The sequence below is a fragment of the Ignavibacteriota bacterium genome, from assembly GCA_016716225.1.
Classification (GTDB): domain Bacteria; phylum Bacteroidota; class Ignavibacteria; order Ignavibacteriales; family Melioribacteraceae.
In genome coordinates, this window is record JADJWT010000001.1 from 3,522,548 (window position 1) to 3,543,412 (window position 20,865).

At 30.2% G+C, this 20,865-nt stretch carries 16 protein-coding genes; 4 read left to right on the plus strand and 12 right to left on the minus strand.

From position 1 onward, the window contains the following. Nucleotides 1-123 precede the first annotated feature (123 nt). Complete coding sequence (locus IPM32_15330) at nucleotides 124-939, plus strand: hypothetical protein (GenBank protein ID MBK8946626.1); 816 nt, start codon at nucleotides 124-126, stop codon at nucleotides 937-939. Beyond that, nucleotides 936-1,778, plus strand: a complete 843-nt coding sequence (locus IPM32_15335; GenBank protein ID MBK8946627.1) for a DUF3037 domain-containing protein — start codon at nucleotides 936-938, stop codon at nucleotides 1,776-1,778. Before IPM32_15330 ends, IPM32_15335 begins: the two co-directional genes overlap by 4 nt. 235 nt (nucleotides 1,779-2,013) lie before the next feature. On the opposite strand, the gene IPM32_15340 is transcribed toward IPM32_15335, so the two are convergent. Beyond that, nucleotides 2,014-2,490: a host-nuclease inhibitor Gam family protein gene (locus tag IPM32_15340; GenBank protein MBK8946628.1), complete on the minus strand. Its 477-nt coding sequence runs from the start codon at nucleotides 2,488-2,490 to the stop codon at nucleotides 2,014-2,016. Further along, the gene (locus tag IPM32_15345) at nucleotides 2,474-2,641 is read right to left on the minus strand and encodes a hypothetical protein (GenBank protein MBK8946629.1); all 168 of its coding nucleotides are present in this window, start codon (nucleotides 2,639-2,641) and stop codon (nucleotides 2,474-2,476) included. Before IPM32_15345 ends, IPM32_15340 begins: the two co-directional genes overlap by 17 nt. 232 nt (nucleotides 2,642-2,873) lie before the next feature. Here IPM32_15345 and IPM32_15350 point away from each other — a divergent pair, with 232 nt between their 5' ends. Together IPM32_15350 and IPM32_15355 are read left to right on the plus strand one after the other, a co-directional pair. After that, on the plus strand, nucleotides 2,874-3,896 hold the full coding sequence (locus IPM32_15350; protein ID MBK8946630.1) for a hypothetical protein: 1,023 nt from the start codon (nucleotides 2,874-2,876) through the stop codon (nucleotides 3,894-3,896). Between the two features lie 10 nt (nucleotides 3,897-3,906). After that, nucleotides 3,907-5,463, plus strand: a complete 1,557-nt coding sequence (locus IPM32_15355; GenBank protein MBK8946631.1) for a hypothetical protein — start codon at nucleotides 3,907-3,909, stop codon at nucleotides 5,461-5,463. A gap of 4 nt (nucleotides 5,464-5,467) precedes the next feature. On the opposite strand, the gene IPM32_15360 is transcribed toward IPM32_15355, so the two are convergent. From IPM32_15360 to IPM32_15405, 10 genes are all read right to left on the minus strand, one after another. Beyond that, entirely contained in the window at nucleotides 5,468-5,698 is a 231-nt protein-coding gene (locus IPM32_15360; protein MBK8946632.1) for a hypothetical protein, read from the minus strand. Nucleotides 5,699-5,969: 271 nt separating this feature from the next. Continuing rightward, on the minus strand, nucleotides 5,970-6,530 hold the full coding sequence (locus tag IPM32_15365) for a GNAT family N-acetyltransferase (GenBank protein ID MBK8946633.1): 561 nt from the start codon (nucleotides 6,528-6,530) through the stop codon (nucleotides 5,970-5,972). Between the two features lie 179 nt (nucleotides 6,531-6,709). Continuing rightward, nucleotides 6,710-7,225, minus strand: a complete 516-nt coding sequence (locus tag IPM32_15370; protein ID MBK8946634.1) for a hypothetical protein — start codon at nucleotides 7,223-7,225, stop codon at nucleotides 6,710-6,712. A gap of 282 nt (nucleotides 7,226-7,507) precedes the next feature. Continuing rightward, a complete protein-coding gene (locus IPM32_15375; protein MBK8946635.1) occupies nucleotides 7,508-7,834 on the minus strand; it encodes a JAB domain-containing protein in 327 nt (108 codons plus the stop codon). Then, entirely contained in the window at nucleotides 7,792-7,959 is a 168-nt protein-coding gene (locus tag IPM32_15380) for a hypothetical protein (GenBank protein MBK8946636.1), read from the minus strand. Before IPM32_15380 ends, IPM32_15375 begins: the two co-directional genes overlap by 43 nt. A gap of 105 nt (nucleotides 7,960-8,064) precedes the next feature. Next, complete coding sequence (locus IPM32_15385) at nucleotides 8,065-12,897, minus strand: right-handed parallel beta-helix repeat-containing protein (GenBank protein ID MBK8946637.1); 4,833 nt, start codon at nucleotides 12,895-12,897, stop codon at nucleotides 8,065-8,067. Nucleotides 12,898-13,179: 282 nt separating this feature from the next. Then, nucleotides 13,180-13,506, minus strand: coding sequence for a hypothetical protein (locus IPM32_15390; GenBank protein ID MBK8946638.1), 327 nt, complete (start codon nucleotides 13,504-13,506; stop codon nucleotides 13,180-13,182). After that, nucleotides 13,464-13,631, minus strand: coding sequence for a hypothetical protein (locus IPM32_15395; protein ID MBK8946639.1), 168 nt, complete (start codon nucleotides 13,629-13,631; stop codon nucleotides 13,464-13,466). Before IPM32_15395 ends, IPM32_15390 begins: the two co-directional genes overlap by 43 nt. 105 nt (nucleotides 13,632-13,736) lie before the next feature. Further along, entirely contained in the window at nucleotides 13,737-15,503 is a 1,767-nt protein-coding gene (locus tag IPM32_15400) for a T9SS type A sorting domain-containing protein (GenBank protein MBK8946640.1), read from the minus strand. A gap of 787 nt (nucleotides 15,504-16,290) precedes the next feature. Beyond that, nucleotides 16,291-20,484 (minus strand): PQQ-binding-like beta-propeller repeat protein, encoded by a 4,194-nt coding sequence (locus IPM32_15405; GenBank protein MBK8946641.1) that lies wholly within the window; start codon nucleotides 20,482-20,484, stop codon nucleotides 16,291-16,293. Nucleotides 20,485-20,865: the final 381 nt, after the last annotated feature.

The window sequence follows — 20,865 nt, forward strand, 5'->3', positions numbered from 1 at the left end:
CAGACATACCGCACAAATTAAGCACAAATACTCTTGATTTATCAAAAAAAAAATAGTTGTCTTAATGTAATTTAAATAATAATTTAAACCTTAAACTATGAATACTTATGTTATAGAAAAATCATGGGACAAATAACTGATTCAGATTTTAGCATACCAATAATATTTCCAGAAGTTATTCATAAGGAATTCCAATATTCACAAAACAAACCTATTTTAATTGAAGGTAGAAATTTAAAAGATGGTGTTAACAGAAGTTATGTTTTAAAACCTACCGGAGCTTCAAGAATGTATGGTGATGCAATAACTAAAGAATTAGTTGCCTCTCTTATTGCGATTGAATTAGGCTATTTTACTCCTACTCCAGTACTAATTAGCATTGATAGTTCATCGTTATTACTATTCAAAGGTCTTATTTCTTATGAAACAATGACAAAAAGTATTGGACTTAATTTTGGAAACTTGTACTTTGAAGGTATGCCCGTTTGGAATCAAGACGATTTTAATAAGAAAAGTTTGTTTAATCAAATCCAGTCAATTTTGGTTTTTGATTTATTTATTGAAAATCCGGATAGAACAATAAATAAACCAAATATGCTTACTAATGGTCTTGATATTTTAATTTTAGATCACGAACTTGCATTTAGTTTCACAGATTTAATTGGTTATAAAAATCCGACACCTTGGAAATTAACTCAACAAGATTTATTTTTACTTGAAAATCATATTTTTTTCTCTTTTTTAAAAAAGAAAAAATTTTCATCTGAATTTTATGTTGAAAAGTTTAATAAAATAAATGATAATTTTTGGTATAAAGTTGAAAAAATAATTCCCGATAATTATTTACATGGTAAGTATATTGACATAAAAAATTATGTGCAGAATAGAGTTTCTAATTTAGAAATTTATTGTAAGGAAATGGAAAAGGTATTAGCATGAAAACATACGAGTTTTCAATATTACGGTATTTACATGACCAAGTTACTGGTGAATTTATAAATGTTGGTGTAATTTTATATTCAAAAGAAGAAAAGTCGTTACAAGCAAAGTTTATTGAAAATGCAAAACGACTTTCAGACTTTTTTCATGGTATAGATGGCCGCAGGATAAAAAACCTAATACAAGGTTTAAACACAACAATAATAAAAATTGATAAAAAATTAAAAAGTGAATTAAATTTAGATGGATTAGATAGTCTTGAAAAAATTTGTAATTATATTTTGCCTAAAGATGATTCAGCACTTTATTTCAGTGAAACTAAATTTGGTAGAACAATTGAATTAGAAAATGCACTAGAGAATTTATCCAATAAAATCATTCGAAAATATGAATTTACCTATGATAAAAAATCATTTTCGGATGAAGAAGTTTGGCAACAAGTTTATAAAAAGTATTTTGATGAAAATCTCATTACAGAAAAATTAAATGAAGAATTTATCTCTACCGAAAATGATTCCTTTCATTTTAACCTTTGTTGGACAAATGGTAAATTAAATATTTACAAACCAATATCATTCGATTATGTTGAACAAGATAGATTAAAAAACAAAATTTATCGATGGGATGGAATTTTAAGAGAGCTTATTACTTCGGAAAAAATAATATCATTAAATTTTTTAACTAAATATCCATCTAATAAACTGGAAGATAATATTTACAACCTGATAAAAGAAAAATTATTAATTGATGCAGGGAAAATTCAAACAAAAATTATTTATGAAAGTGATATAAAAAATTTTATTTCAGATTTGAAAGAAGAAATTATTTCACATAAATAATTTTCTAGACTGTCATTTTTTGTCATTTTTTTTAAATACCTCAATTAAGATCTAACATTAAAATCCTAACATTTTTAGGATGTTGCCAATTCAGAAATAAAATACATTTAAGACGTTATTTCTCCTGAATTGAACTGATTTTAGAATTACTTACATAACTATTGTACAAATTCTTCACAAAACAATTTCGTTGTAATTTTTGCAGAGCATAGAATTATTTTGTATTCCTCACTACTTAAATCTTAGAAACACATGGAATTGATCTTCCGCTGTATTTCATCAATGCTTTAATCTTTGTGAGATTGGGTTTAATAGATTCGGGTACAATAGTGAGAATATCATTTGTTGCGGATTTTAAGAATAAATCCAAATCTGATATTTCTATTCGGTCTGGTTTCTTATGAAGTTTTAGAATACCATTTAGGAATGATATTGTTTTCACATTGGGATCAAGACGATTTTTTTCACGAATATATTCTTCCAAAATGCGCTCGAGACCGTCTATGGCTTCTTTAATTTTAGAATTCTTCTTCAGATAGAAATCATTTATTATTTTAACTTCTTCCTCTGCTATTTTGAAATTCCTGCTGATTTGAGATTCCAATCCTGAAATCTTTTTAATTAATAAATCAAAATATGCTTCAGACTGTAATTCCTCTTTAATTTCAACTTCTGCCAATAGTTCATCCATAAAATTAATTTCTGTTTCCACTACTACCTCCTTGAATATTATTGTTATTTACTTTGTTATTTAAATACATCTCAACTGCTTCATTGATTAAAACAGTCATTGGTCTTTTCTCAACCTGCTTAAGTTGATAAAGTTTCCTGATTAGCTCCTCAGATAGAGCCGGTGTGTACATTCTGATGCCTCCTTTTTGTTTTAGTTGATTGTTGAATTGGATTGATTGGGGTTGGGATTAGGGTTGTACTAAATAAAATATTATTTTAAACGATATATTTAAGAATTGAAAGTTTTTATAAAATTATAATTTGCTTCAGTTAAAAGAATTAAATATTATACTAAAATATTATTATAATTTTATATTTTAATATTAATAATATTTTAATATTGTTCTACATCTCGGAAAAACTATGAAAAAGTTGCTATTCAGTTTATTTTTTGTTTTTGCAATTCTACAAGCTCAAGAAGATTTGAAAAATAATAGTGATTTTGGTCAATTAAAAATAATCCAACATATAAATATAAATTCATATTATTTCATCATTGATAAGAATTATGAAAACATTATTGAAATTATTAGCGATAGTATCATAACACTATCTGTTGGTAGACATGAATTGATTATCATATCAAAGGATTATGAAGACTATGAATTTGAAGTGAATATTGAAGAAGGTAAAACCGAATCATTTACATGCAACTTTATGACTAAAATAGAAGATAAGAATAATTATAAAAGAAGTAGTTATCCATGGATTAAATCAAAAATAAATACTGTTATATATACTGATGATGATTCTGAATTGTTTGTAAACGGAGAATACTTCGGTAAAGGATCAATATCAAAAGACTTTGAAGAAGGCAAATACATAATTGAATCTAAAAATACTTTAGCAGGCACTTCAACTAGAACAATAAATATTACTTCAAAACAACTTCAAACAATTTTAATTTATAATAAACCAGAGAAATCTTGGTCGCAATTATTAAGTTTTTCCCCTGGAGCAAGTCAAATATATAAGGGTCATACATTTAGAGGTTATATGTATATTGGACTAACAGCGACTTGTCTTGGTTTAGCTGTTAAATATAATGATTCATTTGAAGACAATAATGATATTTATAAAGAATATAAACTATTGTATAATGCTAGTAAAGATAAATCAATTCTTATTGATGGCAAGATTATATATCCAATTTTAGAAAATGCAAATAAAGCAAAGAAATTTTATAGTCTAGCAAAAAACGATGCGAAAATTAGAGATATACTAATCTATACGACTTTAGGCATTTATCTAATCAATATTTTAGATGCATTATTAATCGACCCGGATGGAGGATATCGTCAGACAGGTAAAAAAAGTTTATTACAAGGATTTTCAATGCATTTAGGAAGAAATCAAATGGGAATTAATTATTCAATAAAATTCTAAAACATAATAAATGAAAAATATTATTAAAACTTTATCACTGACTATAGTTTTCGCATTGTTATTAATAAACTGTGAGCATCCATCCGAATTTAAACGTGATAATAATTTTGATCGATTGGGTATTAATTTTGGAATTGAAATAAAGGGTCCAAAACAAAATGAAATAGTCGATGGTAATTTTTCAATTAAAATAGTACCTAAAGATTCTAGCACCCAGTTTAATTTAAAAATTATGGATGTATTTATTGATGATTCACTAGTAGCTTCAAGTAGTAAAATTCCTTTTACAATCGAAACAAATACAAACAGAATAAAATATGGATTTCATATTTTGAAATGCAAAATATATACGAAAGATAGTAGAGAGGATGAAGAATTTGTACAATTCTTTCATGGTCCTTTTGAACAGCTAAAAGAAATATTAGTTGAAAATAATTCAATAAGTATTGGATGGGATTTTGGGATTAAATTTTCAAAGTATATAATCAATAGCTCATTAAATAAAGAAATGATGAATTCAGACCATGTTGTAACTATTACAGATCCATTTATGGATAATTATACAGTTGTGTTGGATCAATCCTTGAATATTTTATATTATCAAATTATTGCAATAAATGAAAATGGTGATAGTGTTAAAAGTAATATCCAAGGTATAGAAAGAATTTTATTGAATACTGCTCACATAAATGATGGGTTTAGCGCTGTTGGAGTTGCTGTAAATAATTCTGGAACTATTTTTCTTGCAACTGGAAGAAACGGATTATTTGCTTATAACTATAGTGATTCTATGTTAATAAAAACTGCTGAAAAATATTTGGGTGGTTATGTAAGTCGAGTTTTAGTAAGTAAAGAAAATACTCTTTTCCTTTTGCTAAATGTTGGGGAAGGAGGCGATGAAGGATTAAATGCATACAACTATAATGGATATTCATTTAGTAAAATTGCTCACACTAAAAATGGTGTAAATGGGCTTGATTTGATTGAAGGACCGAACGGAATAATTTATATTGCGAATTATTGTGAAGGTTTGCGCGCATATTCATTTAATGGTTTAGATTTTACTTTTAAAGCGCAATTAGAAGTAATAGAAGGCTGTGCAAATGGCATCACTTTAAGTTCCAATGGAACAGTTATATTAGCAAATTCCTATAACGGTATCAAAGCATATTCGTTTGACGGTACTAGATTCACAAAAACAGCCCAAGTTGAAGGATACGCTAATGATATTGTAATTGATAATGAAGGAAGGATAATTGTTGCGGGTGGTATAGCTGGTTTAAATATTTATTCTTTTGACGGTATGAGCTTTTCGAATATTGATATGATTGATAATGGAGGGACTGCAAATAGACTCTCAATTAGCAAAGATGGAACTATTTTTCTTGCAAATGGAAATGATGGATTAAGGGCCTATTTTATAAGTAATTCAAAAATATTCAATACTGCTTATACCAACACTAATGGCAATGCGCAAGATGTTGCTATTGGTAACGACGGCACAATATTTTTAGCTAACGGAGAAGATGGATTAAGAGTTTATGAATATAAATGGATAACGCTATAAAGAATTAAATAGTTCTCTGCTCAACAAATGAAGTAAATTCATTATCAGTAAATATGATATGATCCAAAACTGAAATGTCTACAATTTTGCCGGCTTCAACCAATTTCTGAGTAATATTTATATCTTCTCTTGATGGTTCCAGATTTCCTGAAGGATGATTATGAGCGATAATTATATTTGCACATGTTGCTACAATGGCTCCGCGAAATATTTCCCTTGAGTGAACCAATTTGATGCTCCTAAATTGTAAATATTATAATTAATTGGTTTAAAATGAAAAGTCCTTCTTTAAGGGAAGGGTTAAAACTAAATTAATTTTTAATGCTTGAAAGTTTCTTATCGGTCGCGGCTCTGAGCAATGGCGGGTTAATCCCTAAAGCTTTCGGGACACTTCATTTTGGTTTTTCACAAAAGTTGGCATTTGCGTTGGCTCATTGCAAATATATAAAAAACTTTGAATAACACTCTTTTCTGCAATGACTTATATGTGATGTTGTGCAACGTATTCATTTTAGTTTTTTTCTCATTACATAATAAGCATCATGCTCTTTATGAATCTTGAAATCATTTCTTTTAAATAATTCCAAGGGACCATTAAAATTACTATTGCTCGTTTCTCCTTTTTTGGGATATGCTTCAATATAATCATAGTCTGTATTTGAATGCTCAGTAATAATTTTTTCAAGAATTTTTTGAGTAATCCCTTGTCTTCGATAATCGGGATGTATTAAAAAACAAACAACTGAATAAACCTTGTCATCAGGGTTATCGATTAAATCATAGTCCCTTAATAGTCTTTGATAATTTGATCGGTTGTTTGCATTACACCATCCAATTGGTTTATCATTTTCAAAAGCTAAATAGCCTTGTAGCTCATCATCATTTATACGATTAATTATCAGAGTACGACTTAATTCACGTGTACAAGTCTCAACATTTCCAAGGAAATGATAGTCGTTACAGTAGCATTTTGACCATTCAGGGTTTTCTTTGTGAATCATATTATCAAAAAGAAATAAATATTGGTCTTTTAAATCTTTGGTTAATGGTCTGATTTCAATATTCATATTATTTATTTTAAGGTTTTTGATATAGTGTACAACGTTTCGCTTATGTTTTGTTGAGGATTTTTAGCACTACTGTTCATACGAAGCACAAATGTTGAACCTTGCACAAATGTTTCTAAGAAGCACATCAGCCCGCCTTTTGCCAAACCGATGTTGGCAATTATACATTAAAATCTTGATTAGTTTTTAGTAGTATGAGCTTTTTTATATTCATCAAACTCTGCTTGGGTCATAAAGTTTGTTCCTTGTCCAAGAACATAATACCATTTTCCGTTATCTTTAATATAAGTTTCTGCTCTAATTACTTTAAAATGTAAATCACCGTCTGGCGTTGAAAAAACCACATCAGCAATTTTTGTTTTTATGGCTGTATGACCATTGAAAATTCTAACAAGTTCTGTCCCGGGAACGGATACCACTGATTTGAAGGTCATGCCGTTTCTTTCAAATTTTTTTAATTCTTCTTCGAGGCCGTAAGCTATTGAACCATCTGCGCCAATACTAATTGAATTGTCATTTAAAGACAGTGCAGGGTCGAAAATATTTGAGATAGAATTAATGAATTTTCTGTCTTCAGAATAATTGGTTGTATCATATTTACCTGGAGGTGGAACTTGTCCAAAGACTTTTACAGTTTGTAGGACAATGAATATCAATATCATTGTCATTTGAGATGCATTGTTAATTGGATTCATGATTATTTTATTTTTGGTTATTAATTTGTATGACTGCTAACTTATTTCTATACGCAATTATATAAAGTTTAAGTCATATTTGTAAGTTTACTGCAGATAAACCACCAAATTAAGTGTTATACAGCAAGTAATCTACTAAATTATATTTATAGCGGGAAGTCTACTTCTAATAAAATTAATAAGACTAATTTTTCAGTATTATAAACTTCATGACTATAAATTAAACTTAAATATATTATTCTTTTTTTCAAAGAGTATTTTAATATTCACATTATTAATATTCTATATAATTCTCTGCTCCACAAATGATGTAAATCCATTATCCGTAAATATGACATGATCTAAAACTGAAATGTCTACAATTTTGCCTGCTTCCACTAATTTCTTTGTAATATTTATATCCTCTCTTGATGGCTCCAGATTGCCGGACGGATGATTATGGGCGATAATTATATTTGCACATGTTGCTACAATGGCTCCTCGAAATACTTCTCTTGGGTGAACTAAACTGCTGTTTAATAAACCCTCTGAAATTATCTCAAAGCCTATAACTTTATTATTTGAGCTTAACCAAAAACTACAAACCTTTCTTTTACTTCTCCTGCAAATAGAAAGTTAAAGTTCTCATAGATATCTGAGGGAGATGTTACCTTAACCTGTTTGTCTTTAAGCTCCGGATATGATTCACTCGTATCCTTAAATTTCCAAGTGATTGTTTTAATACATTGTTTCATAGGTTGCTCCTTGAATGAATATTGTGATTTAGTGAATTGGTTTAAAAAGAAAAAGCCCTTCTTTACGGGAAGGGCAAAATCTTGATTATAAATATTTATGATAAATTATTTAATTAATAGCATCTTTCTTGATTGAACAAAGTCACCAGCTTTTATTTGATAATAATAAATTCCGCTGCTGAGATGGCCTGCATCAAAGGTTACTTCATAATTTCCATATCTTTGGTTTTCGTTAACCAATGTTTTAACTTCCCTTCCAAGAATATCAAAAACTACTAATTTTAGGTTTGACGTTTGAGGTTTTTCGTCTATCGGAATAGAATATTTTATTTTTGTTGTTGGATTAAAAGGATTAGGAAAGTTTTGATACAATGAATATTCAGTTGGGATTCTATTTTTTTCAACTTCAATACTCGTAACAACAAAGGGAAAACTGAACTCCGATGTATTACCCTCACTATCAGTGCATGTTGCAGTGATATGAGGAGCCGGTGCAGTATCAGACAAGGCAACAATAAATTTTCCAGTTCCATCAGCAATGGCTGAACCAAGGAAGTATCTTCCTTCATCTTGATCATCTGCAAGGACTTCAACATAATAACTCGGACTTGTAGTACCTGTTACTTCAGTTTTAGTCACTGAAAGCACAACGGGTGGAGTAAGTTCGTTATTTCCTCCATCAATATTCTCAATTCCTTTGCTGCCATTTTTTGAGATTGAATTCCTGCTTAAGGAATTATATTTACCTTTTTCAATCCTAACTCCGTCCCCGCCATTAAACACAATGCGGTTATTTTCAAATGAGTTGTAATCTGGAAATAGTGAGTGACCAGCAAGGACGATCCCATTTAAACCGTTACCAAGATCATATTGCCAATTTTCATCAGTTCCAATGAAGTTATCTATAACAATATTGTATTTTGAATCATCCATAAATACTAGACCATTTTGCGAATTACCGCCAATTTTGTTATTAAATATGTAATTACTATTAGATCCCAGCTCAATTTGAATACCATCAGAGTTTCCTATTTTAGTAGTACCAGTGCGATCAAGACCAACGTAATTGTTTTGTATTATGTTATACGATGATTGTGACAAGTATAAGCCTTGTGTAATACTATTTGAAATAATATTTTCTAATCCATCTACTGCACCACCAATTAAACAAGACTGTGAGTGGTGAATTACAATTCCAATTGTATTGGCAAGATGTAATAAGCCCGAGACATCCGTACCGATATAGTTACCTTGAATATTATTATTCATACAGCCTAAAAAATATATTCCGTGACCATTGCCAGAAATGAGGTTACGGGCTTCAGGATTTTCGCCTCCTATCTGGTTATAATTAGAACTGTCAACATTGATACCAACACCATTACCAAGCGCTCCCGATCCAGTTATATCTGTACCAATGTAGCAGCCCTCTATTTTGTGTCCTTCTCCACCGGATAGTTGAATACCTGAATCAAATCTATTTACAGCTAAACCACGGATTGTACAGTTATCGGACTTAATATTTAATCCTGGTGAGAGAGTCGAAACACTGGTACCGCTCAATTCTATTTTAATTTCTGCATTGCTACCTTCAGAAAACGGATAGATGTTGGGATGACTTCCTGGTTGGCTATAGCCATCAATAATAACTGGATCAATTATCGTAGGCAGTTCTGTGTTTGGAAGGATTGTGAAAGGTCCGGTTCCAGGAATATTAAAAGCAATAGAATCTAGTCCTGGATTATTATTTGCATCGATAATGGCTTGTCTTAGTGATCCAATTCCTGAGTCATTTGTATTATTGACTACATATGTTGTTGGTGCTGGAGTTTTAATCCAATTAGAAAACTCCGATGTGTTTCCGACAGGATCAGTTGTAGTTGCAGTAATTACATGGCCAGCTGGAACAACAGTGCCGATCGACACATAAAAATCAACATTACCGTTAGCGTCAGTAGTTACTTCTGTCCAGCCAATTGGTGTTTGTCCTTCACCATAACCCGAAGGATCACCAACTGGATTTGAATAGAAATCAATGCGATAAGTTGTGTTAGGCGTACTATTAAGTGAACCTGTAACGAATGTTGCAATATCAACTTCAATTTGTGTTAGAACGGGATAGTTTTGAAGATCGTTGGAACCAATATCATTATCACCCGCATCATTAAAGGTTACATCATTTGTATTTTCATTTCCCCCATCTAAATTGATTCCTAAACTGTCATTGTGATTAATGTGATTGCATACAATACGGTTTCCTAGACATGTAGTATCCGATGCATTTCCACGAGTTATCATTATCCCTGCTTTTTTATTTCCCAAAGGATTGGTGCCATTGAATTGAACTCCAACTAGATTACCTTCAATCGTGTTGTTATTAGCTGATTCAATTAATATTCCATTACCAAAATTACCTGATATTAAATTAGCAGAACCGGATTCAGTTCCTCCTATAACATTCAGACTATCACCAAGTAAATGAATTCCTTGATCAGTGTTTGGTAATGAATTGGTTCCCGAAATATCCGTACCTATAAAATTTCCTTCCACCTTACTATTTACTGCTGAAGAAATAACAATACCACGCTGATTTCCAGAAATTAAGTTTCGGGCTTCAGTTAAAGTACCACCAATTTTATTTCCAGATACATTTGCATATTTGTTGTAGACTAAAACACCGCTTTGATTTTCAAGAGAATTGAGACCAGTAATATCTGTACCTATAAAATTACCTTGTACCAAATTATTATTCCCTTCAACCGAAACACCGCAAACATCATTTCCCGAAATAATATTTCTTGCAGATGCTTCTGTTCCCCCTACAAGATTACCGTCGCTAAAAATTCGAACTCCATAATTGTTCTTAGCAATGCTGATTGCATTATAGTTAGTACCTAAATAATTTCCTTCGATAATGTTATGACCTACATTCGTTAATAATATTCCGTTTCCAATAGAGAAATTATTTATTATTAAACCTCTTACTACACTGTTACCGCAACTGATTATTAATCCATCAGCTATACCAGCATTAGTTCCATCTAACTCAATGTTCAAATATGCATTGCAACCTTGAAAAATTGGATTGGTGTTGGGACTGCTGCCCGGCTGTGAAAATCCATCTATCAAAACCGGATCAGTTATTTCCGGCAACTCAGAGAACGGTTGAATTGTGTGAACTCCATTACCAGGTATCTTAAATATTATTGTATCAGAGCCAGCGGTATTATTTGCATTAATAATAGCTTGTCGAAGTGAACCATGTCCTGAATCATTTTTGTTTGTAACTACCTTCTTTGTTGTTGTAATTGAAAATACTTGATCACTAAGGTCAAAAGGATCACTATCGGTCGCATCTGAAATCTTTACAACACAATAATCTGATAAAGTACATGGAATATTCCATAAAAATGAACCATCGTTAGCTGTTGAGTTTACAATTTCAATATATGTAGCTCCACCGTTAGTTGAATATTCGATTCTTACAGGGTTTGAATAATCATAGCTTGTCCAAGTTATTTCATATTCTGTATCTATGAACAAATTTTCTCTCCCGTTGGGTTTGGTTACTGTTATTGATGGTACGGAAGGAATTGAATAAAGGTTACCGTAAATATCGCAATCAGTCGTTGAAAAAGTGCGGTAATCATCCCAGGTTATGAGTGCGGTTGGATTTATAGTACTAGCAGCTATTGCCGGTTCTTTTGGCTTTTCATTACCGCTTATAGCTGAAATAATAAAATTAGGAGTGTAAAACGATCCTCCTGTGTATTCTTTGTCCGCTCTGATATGATTTACTTTGGTATCATTTTGTGAATTAGTAGTCGGTGTTTCTCTCCAGGCTACCATAAATTTCTGACCAGCATTATTGTAAGCGACTTTTGGTTTCCATGACTTTGCGTATTCTTTAGTATTATAAGCATAATGATCATAAATAGCTGAAATAGGAAATGAATTATCCTGTACCGGGTCGGTTGTTAAATAATCAAGTTTGTAAGGATTAACAAAACTGCCGTAAATTCCGGACCATTCTTGTCCATCCCAGGTGTTATTGTTATCTCCCCAAACGACAAAAAACGCTGGACCCGGTAAATTGTAGCCTGCTTTCATTCCGAAAGAAACATCCACGCTAAACTCACCACCAACTACACTACCCTCGCTGAATGGGATGTATCTAAAATACTGCTGACTTTGAGGATCGTAAACAACATCGATTGGACCACCATCACTATCGAGCATAGTTAAATTTATTCCAGTATGTGTTTGTACAGCAAGGAGAAATCTACCGTTAGGAGTTTCTGGAGATTGTATTGGAGCAAAAGCCAGATCATAACGGGATTGGTCAAATTCATTTCCAATTGGCGACTCCTCCCACTGACGTGTGGTATGAACAAAATATTGCTGATTATCTATTGAAAAAGTTGATAAAAGGATTCTAAGAAGATAATTGCTCGATGAAGGTGGAGTTTCGTCTATGTATGAAGAAATTGATAGATATCTTCCGGAAAGTGAGTTATAAACAATACGCGGCCAGCTTGGCAATCCAGAGACTAACTCAAACGGACTTCCTAACAGATTACCAGTGTTTGAAACTTGCTGCGCGCTAACAATATTGAGGTAGGCACTGACTACTACATATTCATTTTTTTGCGAGTTGTAAGCCACATCAGGTAGAGTCCCCAATGAAAATATTGTAAATGCACTGCCAATGGGATTGCCATTTTTGTTCAACCGCTGTCCCATGATCGGGCCAATTACATAAAAACTCCCCATTTTAATATTTTCACTCCAGACAACAAGGTATTCATGGGCTATTGAGTTGTAAGCTATTGCAGTGTTATTTTCAGAATTTATTCCTGACTTTATTGGAAAATCAGCAAGAATTTGAAAAGTATTGGTAAGGGTTAAGAATACTAAAAAAGTAATAATCTTTTTCATTTGATTCTCTTTTCTTTTGATATTTACATTATCAAAAATCTGCAGCTGGAGAGAATGTCTTTGGATTTATAAGAAGAATATTTTTCTATACAATAATCTAGATTATTGCTCTCGCGAAGTAGGAATATTTTACTCATATATTGTGCATATAATTTTAATTATTGTCAATATTAATATTTAGATTTAGATAAATTATTTATTAAGTATAGGACAAAATGTATTATTTATTTAAACAGCGAATTTTAACAAACCATTATTTTTATATTAATACTAATAATTCAATTAAATTATTCCATTTTCAACAAATGATGTAAATCCATTATCCGTAAATATGACATGGTCTAAAACTGATATGTCTACAATTTTGCCTGCCTCAACTAATTTCTTTGTAATATTTATATCTTCTCGAGATGGCTCCAGATTTCCTGATGGATGATTGTGAGCTATAATTATATTTGCACATGTTGCTACAATAGCTCCTCGAAATACTTCCCTTGGATGCACTAAACTGCTGTTTAATAATCCTTCTGATATTATCTCAAACCCTATAACTTTATTGCTAGAGCTTAACCAAAAACTACAAACCTTTCTTTTACTTCTCCTGCAAATAGAAAATAGAAGTTTTCATAGATTGTTGATGGTGACGTGATTTTAACCTGCTTATCCTTTAATTCTGGATATGTTTCACTTGTATCTTTAAATTTCCAAGTGATTGTTTTAATGCATTGTTTCATAGGATGCTCCTTGAATGAATATTGTGATTTAGTGAATTGGTTTAAAAAGAAAAAGCCCTTCTTAATGGGAAGGGCTAAATCTTGATTATAAATATTTATGATAAATTATTTAATTAATAGCATCTTTCGTGATTGAATATAGTCACCGGCTTGTAGTTTATAGAAATATACACCGCTCGGTAAATTACTTGCATCAAAATCTACTTCATAATTTCCGGGTGATTTATTTTCGTTTACTAGTGTTTCAACTTCTTTACCTAAAATATCGTAAACCATAATTTTTACATTTATCTTTTCACCTTTTTCGTTTTGAGGAATTGCATACTTTATTTTTGTAGTTGGATTAAATGGATTGGGATAGTTTTGTGAAAGAGCATATGTTGTTGGTAATACATTTTGAATACCTTCAAGATTTGTTATTTTTTTCGTCAATTCTAATATTTTAACTTTTATATCAAAATCAAATAACTCAAATAAATCTTCTCTAACTATATATAATCTGTTATTTTTAAAAATAATTTTTGATTTGTAAACTGGAGTAGCTGAATCATAACTGATTGGCAAATCATAAATTTCATTTTCACTCTCAATTTTTTCCCCTTTATCAGAAAATATTTGAAAATGTGTTTTATTGTACTTAATGAAATTCTTATTTTCGTCGATTGCAATTGTAGGCAAACCTCCTCCGCCCCAACGCCATGGTTCAGTATAATTGACAGTTGAATAAAAACGACCATCACTTAAAACAATTCTAAAATTTAATTCATTATCTTTATCTAACCAACTTACTGGAATTTTTTCAGTGTTTTCATCAGAAATATCAAATAAATTTTCATTGGAATTTATCTGAAAAACTTCACCTAATTTATTTCCTAAGGAATCAACAAATTGACCATATACTCTATTGATATTTTCTGAAGTATCATAACAATTATAATAGAAAAGATATTTACCTAATTTTGTATTTCCGATATCCCAATTTTTCAATTTTTCATCAATGTTTTCAATATAATTATTGAAAAGATTAGTATATAAATGTTTCCCTTCATGCGAATAAATTCTACAAATAATTCCTTCTGAACTATTATAACTAACAATAAATTTATTTTCGAAAGAATTTAGTTTTACTGTTTCTATTCCACTTAAAGATAAAACTTCAAATTTATTTATTACTATTTCTGAATTGCAATTTTGAATTTGTGCAAACATTTTTTCTTCATCATTAATACTTTCAACCCAACATATCATTATGTAGTCATTAGAAGATGAAGCTATCATTGGTGATTTTTTAATATTCTTTACAGAATCTTCAGAAATGCTATGACCATTTCCAAGAATATTTCCCATTGAATCTAATTTTTGTAAGTATACATCATCAAATCCATTTCTATCTTCTTCATATACTATTATTAAATCTCCATTGTTACATATAGTAAAATCATGATTTTGTTGAAATGAATAAGAATCATTCGTTGTTATTTTATAAATAGGATTTTTAACATTATTTGACTCAAGTATATTTTGCAAATAAATATTATTATGCTCATTCCAAATAGATAAAATTTTGTCATTATTTATAGGAATAAAATTATAATAGTACTTACCATATTTATATGGATAACTAAAATAATTTAAATTGACTAAATCACTCAATTTTTGCCCATCATGGTTGAACTTTTGATATTTTAAATATTCCCCATATATTATACCACTATCTTCTCCACCGATGTTCATATTAATAATTTGAAAAACAATAAAATTACCATCTTCAAAAAATACAATTTTAGGACGTCCTTCAATTTCTAAAACTATTTGGTTGTCCGATAAATACTCTCTTGAATCTACATATTGAATATAAAAATGATTGGTCATATCTTTCCAACAAATAGCAAATTTTGAAGAATCAACATTATTTATACTAATAATACCACTTGCACTAAATATTTTTTGTTCTTTTATAAAAGTTAAATTTTCATCAAAAGAATTTATTTTTATATTATTTTCAATTTGTGAAAGTGATATCAAATCTTCATTTTCCGATAAACAAATTTTATATATAAAATTATTTATACCACTTACTTTTTTAATCTCTGTGCATTCATAATTATATTTTGCAATACATGATTTATAATTGTAATCTGTATAGGTTATTGCGAAACTCCCTTTTAGATTTGAAGAAATACTAATTAAACCATTAACCGAATCGATTAAACATGTATTATTCCCAATTTTATTTCCATGTTTATCAAATTTCTGCATCATTATTTTCCCACTAGCGTCTGATTGATACCAAAGAATGGTAAATTCGCCTTCTTGATTTATAACTATTTCTGGTGCATTAAATTCTTTGACTACTGAATCTGTTACAACAAAATTTGAACCTTGCGAAATTCCTTCTTTGAGAAAAATTTGGGCGTAAATTTTTGAACTAAAATTTCTGTTTTCATACCACACTAAAATATATTTATCACTATTACTATTAATATTTATAAGTGTTCTTTGGACAAAATTTGGTTGATTTTCCTCTGCAGTTATGGAAAATTCTTGAACAATTGTTCTAAACAAACTATCTTGTGCAAAGCAGATAGAAGAGAAAATTATTATAATTAGAAATAGTAAGTGTAGCTGAGTTTTCATATGAAACCTTAACTTAAGTTTATCATTTTATCAAAATCATCTTTTTAATTGATGTATAATTGCCCATATCAATTCTGTAGAAATATATTCCGCTTGATAAATTACTACCGTTAAACTGATATTTATAATGTCCCCTTTCCATTGTTTTATCAACTATTGTTGTTATCAACTGTCCGGTTATGTTATATACTTTTAACTTTACTTTTGTGGCTTCTTTTACGTCAAATTCTATATTTGTCTCAGGATTAAACGGATTGGGATAGTTTTCATATAATTTATATTCTTTTGGAAGATCTGTATTTCCAGCAATTCCGGTTGAGTTTAATGCAACAATGTAATTTTCTTTTGTTAATGTATCTGATTTACTCGGATTTGAAATAATAAGCATAACTGTAAATGAATCCGGATAAGCATAAGTATGAACTGGATTTTTTTCAGTGCTGGTTTGTCCGTCTCCAAAATCCCAATGCCGATTAAAAACATTACCGTAAGAAGTATCAGAAAATTGAACAGTAAAAGGAATATTACCTGATAAAGAATCAACAGAAAAACCAGGAATAATATAATGAGACATTCCGGAATTAAATTTATTCCCTCCAATCTTTGACCAAAGACTATCTGCTAAACCTTTGCACTCAGTTTCTAATGCATAAAGTGAATTCCCGGAAATTGTATAAATTGTTCCGTCATTATTTATTGTTGGAGAAGAATATCTATTATTAGGTAAATCAAACTTATAAATTAATTCTCCATTAGGATTTAACATGCAAAAACCTAATGAATTTATATATATATTTCCATTCTTTCCAATAGTGGGAGTAAAATATCCGGAATAAAAATCAGTATCAAATCCAAATTTTTTAGTTCCATCTTGATTTAATGCAATAAGAATTCCATTATTTGACATAATATAAAGTGTTCCATCATTTCCTATTATTGGAGAAGATTCATAAAAGACGGATGATTCGTTATCATATTTCCATTTTAAAGTACCATTTGAATCAAGGGCATAAAAAGTACCATGATAATATGTTAGGTATATGGAACCATCCTTATCAATTGCCGGTGAAGTAAAAGGAGCTTCAAACTGTTCTTCGGTATAATATTTCCATTTTTCAGAACCGTCTGGATTCAATGCATATATGTTTTTGTCTCTTGAGCCAAAATAAATACTTCCATCCTCACCAATTGAAGGTGAATAACATTCTCCACCTGCTTGAAATGTCCAAATAATATCTCCTGATTTATTTAAAGCATACATTTCATAATTCCACGGTGCTGATGCAATATAAATTACTTTTTCATTTTCCAACGAATTAATAGTGGTAAAACCTATCGCAGGTGGATGATTATTTACATCTTTAAATTCCCAAATTTTAATTCCGCTAGGATTAATTACTTGTAATTTCCAGTCAGAGGTTGTTATATAAATCCATCCATCTTGGTCGATTATCGGAGGACATCTTATTTCACTTCCTATATCTAACTCCCATTTTAAGGTTCCATCAGGTTTTATTGAATATAAAATTTGATTAGCAGAAACATAAATATTCCCTTCTGAATCAATAGCAGGAGAAAATCTTGACTCATAAGGTAGAGAAAACTCCCATTTGTTCTCATTATTTACAGTTACACTAGTATATGATGTTCCGTCATTATCATCAGTAACTTTTAACACGAAAATAAATATTCCAGGTATTTTTGGAATTGTTACTTCAGTAATTGCTGAAGTTGAGTCCTTTATGTTTACAATACATCCCTTTGGTTTTTTAAAGATACTCCATTTAAAATTTAGGTTATCGCCATCCGGATCATAAGATGGAGAACCATCCAAAATAATTGTTCCATATTTCATTGAAAAATTATTCTGTGAAACAAAAGCTTGCGGAGCTAATGGATTAAGAGTAGATATTGAAGTGTTTTGATTATTTTTTGAAGATTTTGGCCACGGAGTATCAGCCAAACCTGTACAATCACTATACAATGCATAATTACCAAAATAAATAGTACCGTCATTTCCAATTGCAGAATTAAATTGACGTCCAAAATTAAAATTGTATTCCCATTTTTTTTTCCCATCAGAATTAAACGCAAAAAATTTAACTTCGCCTCCAGAATCGTAAGTACCAAAAAAAATAGTCCCATCGTTTCCTATAATTGGAGAAGAATAAATTGTACTATTTGCATCAAATTCCCATTTTTTTGTGCCATCTGGATTTAGTGCGAAAAAAGTACCCCCTTGAGTTCCAAAATATAATGAACCATCGACACCGATTACTGCTGATGAATAAATTCCATCATCTGCTAAAAATTTCCATTTAATTGTTCCATCCGGATTTATTGAATACATATTATGGTCTCCGGATCCCATATAAATAGTTCCATCTATGTCAATGGCTGGTGAAGAACCGAAAAATCCACCAATTGATGTTTTCCATTTAATGGAGCCATCTGGATTAAAAGCATATAAATTATTACACCCGATATAAATTGTCCCGTCATTTTCAATTGAAGGAGAGGACTCAATGTGATGTTCAGTTTCATACTCCCATTTTTTTGTACCATCTGAATTCAAAGCATAAAACTTTCTTGCCCAAGTTCCAAAATATAATGTTCCATCAGAACCAATTGCTGGGGCATTTCTGAAACCTCCATCAGTTTTAAATTTCCATTTCTCAATTCCGCTTGGATTTATTGCATACAAATAATCAGCACTTGTACCAAAATAAATTGTACCGTCATTTCCGATTGATGCACCAGAAATATTCGTAGGATTAAAATAATATGGATCAAATAAACTGAATTCCCATTTTGTTGTTCCATCAGGATTAATTGCATAGTATTTTGAATCATCAAAATAATATATGGTACTATCCAAACCAATTGCCGAATAATTTTTGTCCCATGATAATTGCCGTTTGTGTAATGTACTAACGTGTACAACATTGGTTGAATATTTTTCTTTACTATTTATAACTTTAACTTTGAAAAAGAATTCTCCTCTAAATGACGGAATATTTACTTCAATTTTGGGAGAAGTTGAATCTGTTAGGACTATTGAACTTCCTTCAGGTTGTTTTATTACTGACCATAAAAAAGATAATTGTAGCCCCTCTTTATCATTTGATAGAGATGCATCGAGAGTTATAATGCCAGGATCCTTTTTTGAAATAAAATTTTCGGCAACAATAGCATTTGGAAATTTTTCCGCTCTTGCGGTATTCTTATAATCTTTATTAAATTTTGGCCATGGACTGTCTGCTAATCCTGTACTTGTTGTTGATATTAACGTAAGTTTTCCACCACTTTGCGGAACAAGAAGATTTCCTTTTCTATCCATGGCTAAAGGGGCACAATCATATAAACTTATATCCGCATCCCATTTAACTTCACCATCAAAATTAAGTGCTAAAAGTTTACTATTTCTTTTAATGGTATAAATAGTTTCGTCATTTCCCATTATAGGAAAGTATAAATAAGAATCATTACTCCATCTATTTTTCCAATCTTTATCGTCTGATGCAAACCAGTAATAATCTCCTTCACCATCTCCATCTGCTAAGGAACGGTAATAACAACTATCATTATCAATAATTCCTCTAAATAAAATATCAACGTTTGACAACACATTATCATTTATATTTCCATCTGAATTTAATCCAATAAATTTTCTACTTGCTTGTAGATATAAGAAAATGAGACCACTTTCATCTATTATTGCTGAACTAAAAAGCCATTTAAAATTTTCAGTAGTAGAATCATTATGTAAATAAGTCCATTTTATTGATCCATCAGAATTAAATGCATAAAAATACTTATCATAAGATTTAATATATATGGTTTCATCTTCTCCAATAGCTGGAGAATAATATATTTTACCTCCAGTTTCATACTCCCAATTAACTATACCATCCGGATTTATGGCATATACTTTGTGATCATGTGATCCAAAGTAAATCGTGCCATTTTCCCCAATAGTCGGAGATGAAGTAATACTACCACCAGTTTTAAATTCCCATTTTTTAGAACCATCTGAATTTAACGCATATAAACTACTATCGCTTGAACCAAAGTATATTGTTCCATCTTCATCAATAGCCGGTGATGTTATTTCATTTCCTCTTGTTTGAAATTCCCATTTTATTGTTCCTGGTGTTTGAGAATAAATTGTATTAAATAGCAAAAGCGAGGTTAGAATTGATGTAAGTATTTTCATAATATCTCTAAGAAGAAATTCTTATAATTTTTGTAATTACATTTAATTTACTTTCTTTTTTATTACAACATAAGTTTTTAGTTATTTAAATTCAATATACTATTAATTGTATTATTTGATGTAATATAGTAAAAGTAATTTGTGTATATTTGATATAAATCACTCAATCAGCAGAGCTTAAAAAACAATTGCTGTAAAGCTGTTATTAAGGTAAGAATTTTTAGATTGGCTGAACTTCAAAGATAAATTATGAAACGAAGAAATTCGGTCTATAAACTGATATTATCACCAAGATTTTATAGTGATTGAATATCCAGCCTTAGAAACTTAATTCTTCAAGTTCCTTATTCTGATCAAAAAACATACTACTGAACTCACTTC